The organism is Novosphingobium sp. 11B (genome assembly GCF_054589055.1).
Map to the genome: position 1 here is coordinate 20,067 of NZ_BAAILP010000170.1, position 12,368 is coordinate 32,434.

Annotated in this window: 13 protein-coding genes; 7 read left to right on the forward strand and 6 right to left on the reverse strand. The window is 66.6% G+C overall.

Going from position 1 to position 12,368, the window contains the following annotated elements:
* Together ACYPYD_RS15750 and coxB are read right to left on the reverse strand one after the other, a co-directional pair.
* Positions 1-1,599: cytochrome c oxidase subunit I (locus ACYPYD_RS15750; RefSeq protein WP_459664122.1), on the reverse strand; the 1,599-nt coding region annotated here is incomplete at its 3' end.
* A gap of 29 nt (positions 1,600-1,628) precedes the next feature.
* Positions 1,629-2,654, reverse strand: coding sequence for a cytochrome c oxidase subunit II (coxB, locus tag ACYPYD_RS15755; protein ID WP_370425204.1), 1,026 nt, complete (start codon positions 2,652-2,654; stop codon positions 1,629-1,631).
* 210 nt (positions 2,655-2,864) lie between these two features.
* Here coxB and pyrE point away from each other — a divergent pair, with 210 nt between their 5' ends.
* The 6 genes from pyrE to ruvX are packed head-to-tail and all read left to right on the forward strand — an operon-like array spanning position 2,865 to position 7,208.
* The gene (pyrE, locus tag ACYPYD_RS15760; protein ID WP_008831550.1) at positions 2,865-3,446 is read left to right on the forward strand and encodes an orotate phosphoribosyltransferase; all 582 of its coding nucleotides are present in this window, start codon (positions 2,865-2,867) and stop codon (positions 3,444-3,446) included.
* Between the two features lie 56 nt (positions 3,447-3,502).
* Positions 3,503-4,243 carry a pyridoxine 5'-phosphate synthase gene (locus ACYPYD_RS15765; protein WP_008831549.1) on the forward strand — a complete coding sequence of 247 codons (741 nt, stop codon included), beginning with the start codon at positions 3,503-3,505 and terminating at the stop codon, positions 4,241-4,243.
* Between the two features lie 25 nt (positions 4,244-4,268).
* Positions 4,269-4,673 (forward strand): holo-ACP synthase, encoded by a 405-nt coding sequence (gene acpS / locus ACYPYD_RS15770; protein ID WP_008831548.1) that lies wholly within the window; start codon positions 4,269-4,271, stop codon positions 4,671-4,673.
* Between the two features lie 19 nt (positions 4,674-4,692).
* Positions 4,693-5,613 carry a signal peptidase I gene (gene lepB / locus ACYPYD_RS15775; protein ID WP_008831547.1) on the forward strand — a complete coding sequence of 307 codons (921 nt, stop codon included), beginning with the start codon at positions 4,693-4,695 and terminating at the stop codon, positions 5,611-5,613.
* Positions 5,614-5,619: 6 nt separating this feature from the next.
* Positions 5,620-6,741 carry a DUF3089 domain-containing protein gene (locus ACYPYD_RS15780; RefSeq protein ID WP_069708860.1) on the forward strand — a complete coding sequence of 374 codons (1,122 nt, stop codon included), beginning with the start codon at positions 5,620-5,622 and terminating at the stop codon, positions 6,739-6,741.
* Positions 6,717-7,208 (forward strand): Holliday junction resolvase RuvX, encoded by a 492-nt coding sequence (ruvX, locus tag ACYPYD_RS15785; protein WP_036529458.1) that lies wholly within the window; start codon positions 6,717-6,719, stop codon positions 7,206-7,208. Before ACYPYD_RS15780 ends, ruvX begins: the two co-directional genes overlap by 25 nt.
* A 238-nt stretch (positions 7,209-7,446) precedes the next feature.
* Here ruvX and ACYPYD_RS15790 read toward each other — a convergent pair whose 3' ends face one another.
* The 4 genes from ACYPYD_RS15790 to argH all read right to left on the reverse strand — a co-directional run bounded on the left by ACYPYD_RS15790 (position 7,447) and on the right by argH (position 11,277).
* A complete protein-coding gene (locus ACYPYD_RS15790; RefSeq protein WP_459664124.1) occupies positions 7,447-8,223 on the reverse strand; it encodes a precorrin-2 dehydrogenase/sirohydrochlorin ferrochelatase family protein in 777 nt (258 codons plus the stop codon).
* Between the two features lie 118 nt (positions 8,224-8,341).
* Complete coding sequence (lysA, locus tag ACYPYD_RS15795) at positions 8,342-9,601, reverse strand: diaminopimelate decarboxylase (protein WP_008829989.1); 1,260 nt, start codon at positions 9,599-9,601, stop codon at positions 8,342-8,344.
* A gap of 10 nt (positions 9,602-9,611) precedes the next feature.
* Entirely contained in the window at positions 9,612-9,896 is a 285-nt protein-coding gene (locus ACYPYD_RS15800; protein ID WP_459664126.1) for a hypothetical protein, read from the reverse strand.
* 7 nt (positions 9,897-9,903) lie between these two features.
* On the reverse strand, positions 9,904-11,277 hold the full coding sequence (gene argH, locus ACYPYD_RS15805; protein ID WP_211149580.1) for an argininosuccinate lyase: 1,374 nt from the start codon (positions 11,275-11,277) through the stop codon (positions 9,904-9,906).
* Between the two features lie 19 nt (positions 11,278-11,296).
* On the opposite strand from argH, the gene ACYPYD_RS15810 reads away from it, so the two are divergent.
* A complete protein-coding gene (locus tag ACYPYD_RS15810; protein ID WP_036529461.1) occupies positions 11,297-11,899 on the forward strand; it encodes a TlpA family protein disulfide reductase in 603 nt (200 codons plus the stop codon).
* The last annotated feature ends 469 nt before the right edge of the window (positions 11,900-12,368 follow it).

Sequence of the window (12,368 nt, forward strand, 5' to 3'; positions counted from 1 at the left end):
GGTCGCGCCTTCGCCCCAGTAGTTGTCACCCACCTTCTTACCGGCGGTGAAGGCGTAGATGATGTTGATGAACCAGATCACGAGGCTGAAGGCCATAACCATGTAGCCCACGGTCGCGATGTGGTTCCAGTGGGTATAGGCTTCCGCGTAGTCCGGATAGCGGCGCGGCATGCCCTGCAGGCCCAGGAAGTGCATCGGGAAGAAGATCATGTTCACGCCCACGAAGAAGATCCAGAAGTGGACGTGGGACAGGAACTCCGAGTGCATGCGGCCGCTCATCTTCGGGAACCAGTAGTAGAACCCGGCGAAGAGCGCGGTCACCGCACCCAGCGACAACACGTAGTGGAAGTGCGCGACGACGAAGTAGGTGTCGTGCACCACGTCGTCGATGCCGCCGTTGGCAAGGTATACGCCGGTGACGCCGCCCACGGTGAACAGGAAGATGAAGCCCATCGCCCATACCATCGGCGACTTGAACTCCACCGAACCGCCCCACATCGTGGCGATCCACGAGAAGATCTTCACGCCGGTCGGCACCGCGATGACCATGGTGGCGGCGGTGAAGTACATCTTGGTGTTCACCGAAAGGCCGGTGGCGTACATGTGGTGCGCCCACACGATGAAGCCGACCACGCCGATCGCGACCATCGCGTAAGCCATGCCGAGGTAGCCGAACACCGGCTTCTTCGAGAAGGTCGAGATGATCTGCGAGATGATGCCGAAGCCCGGCAGGATCATGATGTAGACTTCGGGGTGGCCGAAGAACCAGAACAGGTGCTGGTAAAGCACCGGATCACCGCCGCCCGAAGCGTCGAAGAAGGTGGTGCCGAAGTTGCGGTCGGTCAGCAGCATGGTGATCGCGGCGGCGAGGACCGGCAGCGAGAGCAGCAGCAGGAACGCGGTCACCAGCACCGACCACACGAACAGCGGCATCTTGTGGATGGTCATCCCCGGCGCGCGCATGTTGAAGATCGTGGTGATGAAGTTGATAGCGCCCATGATCGAGCCGGCACCGGCAAGGTGCAGCGCGAAGATGCCGAAGTCCACCGCAGGTCCGGGCGAACCGCTGGTCGAGAGCGGGGCATAGACCGTCCAGCCGGTGCCCGCGCCGTTGCCCGTGCCGCCCGGCACGAAGGCGGAGCACAGCAGCGAGCAGAAGCCCGCCACCGTCAGCCAGAAAGAGATGTTGTTCATGCGCGGGAACGCCATGTCCGGCGCGCCGATCATGATCGGCACGAACCAGTTGCCGAAGCCGCCGATGATCGCGGGCATCACCATGAAGAACACCATGATGAGGCCGTGCGCGGTGATCAGCACGTTCCAGGTGTGCAGCGTGGTGTTGAAGTCCGGGTTCACCGCGCCGAACCAGCGCGCGAAGGTGTCGAGATACTGGATGCCCGGCTCGTTCAGCTCGACGCGCATCATGCCCGAGAAGGCACCGCCGATGATCCCCGCGAAGATCGCGAAGATCAGATACATCGTGCCGATGTCCTTGTGGTTGGTCGACATGAACCAGCGCGCGAAGAACGCGGGCTTGTGTTCGGCGTGATGGCCGTGGTCTTCCGGGTGAGCCTGGAAGTGGTCAGCGGTGGTTGCCATGGTGGGGACCCTGTCCTCTCGTATCGCTATTATTCGGCTTCGGCGGTCGCTTCGCCGGCAGGCGCTTCGGAAGCGTCTGCGGCGGGAGCGGCGGCAGGAGCCGCAGCGGATTCGGCGGCGGCCGCAGGCTTCTTCTGCCCGTCGATCTCCGCGCCGGCATGGGTCAGGACCCAGGCATTATACTTATCACGCGGCAGCGCCTCGACCGCGATCGGCATGTAGCCGTGCTTGGCGCCGCACAGTTCGGAGCACTGGCCGTAATAAACGCCCGGCTTCTCGATGAAGAGGACCTTCTCGTTGATGCGGCCCGGCACCGCGTCCAGCTTGAACCACAGCGAGGGCACCGCGAACGAGTGGATCACGTCGGTGGCGGTGATCTGCAGGCGGATCGGTTCGCCGACCGGCACGACCATGCGGTTGTCGACCTCGAGGTGCGACGGACCGTCCCAGGGCTTGGAGCCGACTTCGCGCACGCCGTTGTTGACCACCGGCTGGCCGGGGATGTTCAGCATGTTCGAGATCACCTCGAAGTCGCCGTTATCCGGGTAGCCGTACGTCCAGAACCACTGGTTGCCGGTGACCTTGACGGTCAGCGCGGTCTTGGGCGCGGGCTTGTACTGCTTGGCGATGAGGTCGATCGAGGGCACCGCGATGCCGATCAGGATCAGCACCGGCGCCAGCGTCCACACCACTTCGAGCACGGTGTTGTGGCTGGTTTTCGACGGCACCGGATTGGCGCGACGGTTGAAGCGCACGATGACGATGGCCAGCAGCGCCAGCACGAACAGCGAGATGATGAGGCAGATCCACAGCAGGCCGTGGTGCAGCCATTCGCCGTATTCACCCGTAGGCGAGAACTGCTGCTGGAGGTTGATACCGCCGTCGACCGGCATGCCGATGCCCGGCGTCGGCTTCATCGGGGTATAACTTCCGGCGGAAGGAGCGGCGGCGTCCTGCGCCATTACAGGCGCGGCGAACGTCAGCACGCTGGCGAGTGATAGTCCAAGGGCTCTGCGAACCCTTCCTGCACCAATGGAAATCTTGCCCAATGTCATGGTTTTTTGCGCTTCCACTTCCTTCGAACGCCCGTGCCGTATCAACGACTTCAAGCGCACCCCTGTCATGGCGGCGTTTTTCGCCCCCTTTGGGCCGGGCTATACGCGGCCTTGCCGCCCGTCTCAAGCGCCTCTAGGGGAATTTTTGCCGCAAGCGCCAGACGAACTGCGCGCGAACACTCGAAAAACGCTCCAGAGGTATAGTTGCAAATGCTCGAAGAAGAGGTCCTCGCCGAATTCCGCGCCTGCAAGGCGCTGCTGGAAGGACACTTCCTGCTGTCGTCCGGCCGCCACAGCGCGTACTATCTTCAGTGCGCCCGCGTCCTGATGAACCCCGACCGCGCCGCGCGTCTTGCCGTCGCCATCGCATCCAAGCTGCCGCACGACATTCGCAAGCAGATCACCAAGGTCGTCTCGCCCGCGATGGGCGGCGTCATCATCGGCCAGGAGATGGGCCGCGCCCTGCAGGTCGACGCGATGTTCGTCGAGCGCCCCACCGGCACTTTCGAACTGCGCCGCGGTTTCTCGCTGGAACCGGGCGACAAGGTGCTGATGGTCGAGGACGTGGTCACCACCGGCCTGTCCAGCCGCGAAGCCATCAAGGCCATCGAGGAAGCCGGCGGCACCGTGATCGCCGCGGCCTCGCTGGTCGATCGCTCGGCCGGATCGGTGGATCTGGGCGTGCCGTTCTTCCCGCTCGTGGCGCTCAACTTCCCGACGTATGCGCCGGACGAACTGCCGCCCGAACTGGCCTCTTCGCAGGCGGTGAAGCCCGGCAGCCGCGCCCAGTAAATCTCGGAACGTCGCTCCCTGATCGGACAATCCTTCGACAAGCTCAGGATGATAGAATGAACGTGCTCAAGCCCGCCCGCCTGCGTCTCGGCGTCAACATCGACCATGTCGCGACGATCCGCAACGCGCGCGGCGGCGAGCATCCGGACCCGGCCCGCGCCGCCCAGATCGTGGCGCGCGCGGGCGGCGACGGCATCACCGTGCACTTGCGCGAGGATCGCCGCCATATCCGCGACGACGACCTCTTCCGCGTCGCCGAGGCGACCGGCCTGCCGATCAACCTGGAGATGGCGGCAACCGACGAGATGCTCGAGATCGCCCTGCGCCACCGTCCTCACGCCGCCTGCATCGTGCCCGAGCGGCGCGAGGAGCGCACGACCGAGGGCGGCCTCGACGCGGCGGGCCAGCACAATCGCCTCGCGCCGATCGTCTCGCGCCTGTCGGACGCAGGGATTCGCGTCAGCCTCTTCATCGCCCCGGAGCCGCGCCAGATCGAAGCGGCCATGAAGCTCGGCGCCCCGGTGGTGGAATTCCACACCGGCGAATATGCCCATGCCGAGGGCGAGCAGGTGGCGCATGAGCTGCGCCGGATCGTCGACATGTCGGCGCTCGCGGCCAAGAACGGCATCGAGCCGCACGCCGGGCATGGCCTGACGTACGAGAACGTCCAGCCCATCGCGGCGATTCCGCAACTGGCGGAACTCAACATCGGTCACTACCTCATCGGCGAGGCGATCTTCATCGGGCTGGAAGCCAGCGTGAAGAAGATGCGCGCGCTGATGGACGAGGTGCGGTGATGACGAAGCAAGCGGGAGCCCGGGCATGATCATCGGTCTCGGCTCGGACCTGTGCAACATCGAGCGAATCGCCAGTTCGCTCGAACGCTACGGCGACCGCTTTCTGGGTCGCGTCTTCACCGAGGTGGAGCGCGCCAAGGCCGCCCGCCGCCCGCACACCATCGCGGGCACGCTGGCCAAGCGCTTCGCCGCCAAGGAGGCGTTTTCCAAGGCGGTCGGAACCGGGTTCAAGGCGGGCGTGTTCATGAAGGACATCGGCGTCGTCAACGCTCCCTCCGGTGCGCCGACGCTGGCGCTGACCGGCGGCGCGAAGGAACGGCTGGATTCCATGATCCCCGCAGGCCATGAAGCCGTGGTTCACCTGACACTCACGGACGACCACCCATGGGCGCAGGCCTTCGTGATCATCGAAGCGCGCCCCCTCTCCTAATCGCCGAGTTCCCCCCCGCATGACCGAACAGACCGCCCGGCCAGACTCCCTCGAACAGGCCAAGCCGGCAAGGCAGCCCCGCACCACCAACTGGTGGCAGGAGCTACGCGGCCTCTTCCTCATGCTGCTGGGCGTGCTGGCATTCCACTCGCTGGTGGCCAAGCCGTTCTACATCCCCTCGATCTCGATGATGCCGGGGCTGCTGGTGGGGGACCGGCTGGTGGTGTCGAAGTATCCCTACGGCTGGAACTGGTCGTCGCTGAGCTTCCACCTGCTGCCGCGCTCGACCACGCGCATCCTCGGCTCCACGCCCGCCTATGGCGACATCGTCATCGTCGTGCCCGGCAATCGCAAGGCCGACCTCATCAAGCGCGTCGTCGCCCGTCCGGGAGACCGCATCGCCGTGATCGACGGCCGCATCCGCCTCAACGGCAAGTTCATCCCGCGCGAGATCGAGCCGCCGGTGCAGATCCCCGCCGACGACAAGCTGACCTGCGAAGGGCAGGAGCCGGGCCACTGCTACGACGGCTTCGAGCAATACCGCACCCGCCTGCCCTCCGGCCGCGAGGTCTACGAACTGCCGACCTACCGCGAGACGCTGCCCAACGGGGCCAGCTATCAGGTGATCGACTATGTCACGCAGAGCCTCGACAACTATCCCGAGGTCACGATCCCCGCAGGCCACGTCTTCCTGATGGGTGACGACCGCGACCGTTCGGCCGACAGCCGCGCGCCCTTCACCACCAATTGGCAGGGCCAGCCCGACGGCGGCCTCGGCGGTCCGGTGCCGCTGTCCGACATCGGCGGACGGGCGGAGTTCATCACCTTCTCGCTCGATGGCTCGCAAAGCTGGAACCCGCTGACCTGGTGGAGTTCCATGCGCGACGGGCGGGCCTTCACCAGCCTGCGCCCGCGCGTCGATCCCGCCAAGGCGTACTGACCGGGCATGGCGCGCAAGTTCCTCTACGTCATCGCGGGACTGACGGTAGCGGTGCTGGCGCTGATGCTGGCCCTGTGGTTCTGGTCGGAGGATCTGACCGAGATGGCCTTCGTGCCCAACGTTTCCTTTGCGGAACAGCAGGCGCTGCCGCCCGAATCGTGGAACAACCCGGCGATGTGGGTCGCGCGGCCGGGCCTGAAGGACGATCCCTCCTCGTGGCTCCCTCCCGGCATCGAGGCCCCCAAGACAAAACTCCCGGTCGCGGTCTTCTTCGTCCACCCCACCAGCTACATCGCGCGTGACGCCTGGAACGCCGCGCTGGACGACACAGTCAGCCGCGACCGCGCGAACCTCTTCGTGCAGGGCATGGCCAGCCCGTTCAACGAGGGCGAAGTCTGGGCGCCGCGCTACCGGCAGGCCGCCGTCGGGACCTTCCTGACCGCAAAGCCCGAAGCCGCGCAGGCGATCGACCTTGCCTACGCCGACGTGCTCGCCTCGTTCGAGATATTCACGCGCAACCTGAGGCCGGACCAGCCGATCGCGCTGGCGGGCCATAGCCAGGGCGCGTTCCTGCTGCGCCGCCTGATGCGCGACCGCATCGCCGGGACGCCGCTGGCGCAGCGCCTCGTCGGGGCATGGGTGATCGGCTGGCCGGTCTCGCTGGAGCATGACCTGCCGAAGATGGGCGTCCCCGCCTGCGAGCGCGCGGACGAGCCCGGCTGCATCGTCAGCTGGCTTTCGGTCGCCGATCCGGCGGATACCGCGATGCTGCTCAAGGCCTATGCACGGCGCACCGGGCTCGACGCGAAGTCGGTGGCGGGCAGCGCGTTCCTGTGCACCAATCCGCTGACCGGCGTGCCCGGCAGCGCCGCAGGGGCCGAGGCGAACCTCGGCACCCTCGTGCCCGACTTCAAGGCCCGTAGCGGAACCATGGCCGCGCAGGTCGTTCCCGCGACTTGCAGCCCCGACCACTTCCTCCACATCGGCCCGCCGCCCAAGCTCGACCTCGGGGCCTACGTGCTGCCGGGCAACAACTATCACCTCTATGACGTGACCCTGTTCTGGGCGAACCTCAGGGCCGATTTCGAAAGGCGCACCCAAGCGTGGCTGGCGAAGCAGCAAAAGTGACCCCGACCACCAGCGCGCTGGAGTTCCGCGAGGCCCTGCCGAACAAGGGCGCGCTGCTCGGCCTCGACCTCGGCACCCAGACCATCGGCACTGCGTTCTGCGATGCCGGCTGGCGTATCGCCTCGCCCGGCAAGACGATCAAGCGCGGCAAGTTCGGCGCCGACAAGGCGCTGATGGAAGACCTGATCCGCGAACGCTCGGTCAAGGGCATCGTTATCGGGCTGCCGCTCAACATGGACGGCTCCGAGGGCCCGCGCGCGCAATCGAGCCGCGCCTATGCCCGCAACCTGTCGGTGCTGGGCCTGCCGATCCTGCTGTGGGACGAACGCTGGTCCACCTCCAGCGCCGAGCGCGGCCTCATCGAACAGGACATGAGCCGCGCCAAGCGCGCCACGCGTATCGATTCGGCGGCGGCGGCGGTGATCCTGCAAGGCGCCGTCGATGCGCTGGCTGGGGGGCTGTTCTAGAGGGGCGCTGGACGGAATTGCCGCTAACGCCCCATTGCCGCCCAAACGTCATCGTCATCCCAGCGAAGGCTGGGACCGCTCACGTCATCGCGCTGCTTCTCGGCGAGGCCGGGATGAGGTTAGCAATGCCTTGCCGCTAGGGCTCATCATGGTCACAACGGTCCCAGCCTTCGCTGGGATGACGGTCTGTTTCTGGAAAGGCAGCCTACCGCCCGGACCGGACCTGCTGCCCCCTTTTTCAACCCAGCGTCAGCACCACCGTCAGTCCCGCACGCGGCGTGGCTTCGTGCAGCACATGCCGCTGTGCGTCAGCGCGAGCGCGGTCGAGGATGGCCGGTGCCACGCGCGGATCGTGGATGACGACATCGGCAGCGCCCAGCAGGCGGGCCTGGCGCAGCGTCAGGTCGTCGGGATCATCGCTGCCAAGGGTGATTTCCACAAGCTCGCCCTCATCGGCGATGGCGTCCTGCAACCAGCCGTCGACCCGCTCAGCGCTGCTCGCGACAAGCGGATCGAGTATGCCGCCCGCCGTCAGCGCCGCATCGAGTGCACGGCGGCGGTCGCCTGCTTCGGGGAAACGTTCGCGTAAGCGGCCACGCGCGGCCTGCAAGGCGCTCGCCAGCACCCCCAGCGATTGCGGCAGCAGCGCTTCCAGCCGCAGCCGCAGCTGCTTGGCAAGACCCGCCGAAGCGCCTCCGGTCCCCACCGCGATCAGCACCGGCGAACGGTCGAGGATCGAAGGCACCGTGAAATCGCACAAGGCCGGACGGTCGGTGGCGTTCACCAGCATTCCCGCGCGGCGAGCCGCCGCGACGTCCGCCTCGGCCTGCGCCTCCTCCTCGTGGACAACGAAAGCCAGCCTTGCGCCGGCCGCCGCGCCTTCGGAAATGTCGGTGTGGACCACGCCCCCCGCGCGCTCGACCAGCCGACGCTTGGCTGTGGCCGCCTCCCCCTGCCCCAGCACGACGACCGGGCGCCCGGCAATGCGGTGAAAAAGGGGAAGCGCTTCGATCATGCTGTCAGGCGTAGCCCGCCCACCCCGCTGCGACTAGGCGATAAATCGCCAAGTCTCGCTCCCCCCCCTTCGACAAGCTCAGGATGAGCGGGAGGGGTTGGGGGTGGGCCTTTGTCCTTCAGTCCAGCCAGACCGGAACCTGCTCGGCGGCGAGGATCGTGGCAGGTTCGATGCGGTTGGCGACGAGCGCCCACTTGTCGCCATCGACCATAACCTCGGGCACCAGCGCGCGGCTGTTGTAGGTGTTCGCCATCGTCGCGCCATAGGCACCGGCGGTGCGGAACACGCCGAGGTCGCCCGCCTTAACCACGTCGATTTCGCGCGCCATGGCGAAGGTGTCGGAGCTTTCGCAGATGGGGCCGACGATGTTCGCGGTCATCGTCTCGCCCGAGGGGTGCACGGCCGCGAAGTCATGCCAGGCATCATACATCGCCGGGCGGGCTAGGTCGTTCATCGCCGCATCGACGACGATCCACGGATTCGTCGTGCCCTGCTTGACGCGCACCACTTCGGTCACGAGCACGCCCGAGTTGCCGGTGATGACGCGGCCCGGCTCGAACATCAGGGTGACGCCCCAGTCGCCGGCGACCTCGGCCACCATGCGGCCATAGTCTGCGGGCGTCGGCAGGTCGTCGGTCGCCTTGTAAGGCACGCCGAGACCGCCGCCGAGATCCATGTGGGTGACGGTCAGGCCCTGCGAACGCAGCGTCTCCATCAGCGCACCCATCTTGATGAACGCCTGACGCGAGGGTTCGAGGTCGCTGATCTGGCTGCCGATGTGGACGGCAAGGCCGCGCATCTCCAGCCCCGGCAGCGCCGAGAGACGTTCGTAGATCCCTGCCGCGCGGTCGTAAGCGACGCCGAACTTGTTCTCGGCCTTGCCGGTCGAGATCTTGGCGTGCGTGCGTGCGTCAACGTCCGGATTTACACGCAGGGTGCAGGTGGCCCTGGCGCCCAGTTCCGCAGCGATCTCGGAAAGTTCGACGCCCTCTTCCTCGCTCTCGAGATTGAACTGGCCGATCCCGGCGCGCACGGCGGCGGTCAGTTCGGTGCGCGTCTTGCCGACGCCGGAGAAGACCACGTCCCCGGCCTTCATGCCCGCCGCCAGCGCGCGGTTCATCTCGCCTTCGGAGACGACGTCCGCGCCGTAGCCTTCCTTGGCCAGCAGGCGCAGGACGGCGAGGTTCGGGTTGGACTTCACCGCGAAGGCGATGTGGATGCTGGGCAGCGCGGAGAGCGCTTCGCGGAAGACCCTGGCGTGCCGCGAGAGCGTGGCGCGCGAATAGACGTAAACGGGGGTGCCGACTTCGCGGGCGATTTCGGCCAGCGGCACCTGTTCGGCGTTCATCGCGCCGTCTGTGATTGCAAAATGATCCATGGAAGATTTCTTACTCGGGCTGGCCGGATGCGGCTGTAGTCGGGTCGGGCTGCGGCGCCTCGGGCGGCGGCAGGTCGAAGGGATCGTCCTGCCGCTGCTCGGAACGGGTGCGCAGTTCGACGCTGCGTTCGGGAATGGCGATGGTCGGCAGCGTGAGCAGCTCCGCCGCCGACGGTTTGTCCGCCCGGCCATAAGGCGCAGGCGGCATCGCCTGCCCCGGTTTCAGGCCGAGTGCCGACTGCTGCCCGCACGCGGCAAGACTGAGGAGCATCAGGACGGGAACGGCCTTCTTCATCGACGTATCACTCCAGACCCAGGGCGTCGCGGGCATCCGCCACGCGCAGGCGCACCTGCTCGGGCGCGGTGCCGCCGTGTGAGTTGCGCGCGGCGACCGAGGCCTCGACCGAGAGCGCGTTGAATACGCGCTCGTCGATGCGGCTGTCGATGGCCTTGAGGTCCTCCAGCGGCAATTGATCGAGCGGCACGCCGCGCTGCTCGGCCAGCTTGACCGCGGCGCCGGTGATGTGGTGCGCCTCGCGGAAGGGAATGTCGGCCTGGCGCACCAGCCAGTCGGCCAGATCGGTGGCGGTGGCGAAGCCGAGTTCGGCGGCGGCGCGCATGCGATCGGTCTTGAAACGGGTGTCGGCGACCATGCCGGTCATCGCCGCGATCGACAGCGCCAGCAGGCTCGCGGCCTCGAACACCGGCGGCTTATCGTCCTGCATGTCCTTCGAATAGGCGAGCGGCAGGCCCTTCATCGTCATCATCAGCGACATCAGGCAGCCGGAGATCCGGCCCGAGTGGCCGCGCACCAGTTCGGCCGCGTCCGGGTTCTTTTTCTGCGGCATGATCGAGCTGCCGGTGGATAGCGCATCGGGCAGCGCCACGAAGCCGAAGGGCTGGCTGGCCCAGATGATGAACTCCTCGGCCAGACGCGAGAGGTGCAGGCTGCACTGGCTGGCGGCCATCAGGTAATCGAGCGCGAAGTCGCGGTCGGACACGGAATCGAGGCTGTTGTCGGTCGGCGCGTCGAAGCCCAGCGCCTGCGCGGTCATCGTGCGGTCGATCGGGAAGCCGGTTCCGGCCAGCGCGGCGGCGCCCAGCGGGCTGCGGTTCATGCGCTTTCTGGCGTCGGCGAAGCGCGAACGATCACGGCCGATCATCTCGTAATAGGCCATCAGGTGGTGGCCCAGCGTCACCGGCTGCGCGGTCTGCAGGTGGGTGAAGCCGGGCATGATGCTGTCGGCATGTTCACCGGCACGGGTCACCAGCGCGACCTGCAGCGCCTGCAGCCCCGCATCGGCCTGGTCCATCGCATCGCGCACCCAGAGGCGGAAGTCGGTGGCGACCTGGTCGTTGCGAGAGCGCGCGGTGTGGAGGCGCCCGGCCGCCGGACCGATGAGCTGCGCGAGGCGCGACTCGGTGGTCATGTGGATGTCCTCGAGGTCCCAGTCCTCGGGCACACCATTGGCTTCGTACTCGGCGGCGACGGCGTCGAGGCCGTCGCGGATGGTCACCGCGTCGGCGTCCGAAACGATGCCGCAGGCGCCCAACATCGCGACGTGGGCCTTGCTGGCGGCGATGTCCTGACGCCACAATGCCTTGTCGAAGGGAATCGAGGCGTTTATCTCGCGCATGATTGCCGACGGTCCCTGTGCGAACCGTCCGCCCCACATTGCATTGGAGCCTGTCGCCTTGCTGTCTTCCCGTTCGCTCAAGTCGCTCGTCCTGTGTTCGCTGGCCGGGGCCTCGGCCCTCGTGATTGCGGGCTGCGATAGTAAAGGGAACAAGGACGCGCAACCGGCGCCTTCCGAAGAAGCATCGCAAGCCGGCGCGGCAAAGCCCGCCGAGGCCGGCGGCAAGGTCGATCGCTCGCACAAGGGCGAGCCGATGCCGACCGTCAGCCTGGTCGACAATACCGGCGAAAGCCTCGACCTCTCCTCGTTCAAGGGCAAGCCGCTGCTGGTCAACCTGTGGGCCACGTGGTGCGCACCGTGCATCGCGGAAATGCCCACGCTGAACAAGCTGATCGACCGCGAGGGCGAACTGGGCGTGACGATCCTGCCGATCTCGCAGGACATGGGCCAGACCGACAAGGTCGTCGAAATCCTGCGCCGCCGCGAACTGGAGCAGATCCAGCCCTGGGTGGACGAGCAGGGCGACCTCGGCTTCCAGTACGGGGGCAACCTGCCGGTCACCATCATGTTCGACAGGCAAGGCAAGGAAGTGTGGCGCTATACCGGCGGCAACGACTGGACCTCGCCCGAGGCGCTCAAGCTGATCGCCGAGGCCAAGTAAGCCGGCGCCTTCTCAAGCTGACGGTTTACGCAGGTGACCCGGTCCAGAGGGAAAAGGCGTCACCTTGCTGGGTCCGGGTTCGATGGGCTAAGCATCGCCGCCATGTACCGGACGGGATGGTGTGTAGGAAAGCGGACCTTCGGCAAGCGCCCCAAAGCTGACGTAGCGCTTTGCCCACCCCTGCCCCCTCCCGCAAGCGGGAGGGGAATGAGAGCGCACCGCTTTGCCCTCCCGCTTGCGGGAGGGCCGGGAGGCTTGAGAGCGAAGCGAACTAGCCGGGACGGGGTGGGCCAGCGCAACGTCCGCTCCTCCCCCCTTTTGCCGTCATTCAAACACCATCGTCATCCCAGCGAAGGCTGGGACCGTTATGACCATGTTGCACCCTTTCAGCAGACCCTTTCCAGCTTCATCCCGGCCTCGCCGAGAGGTTGCGACATGACGAGAGCGGTCCCAGCCTTCGCTGGGATGA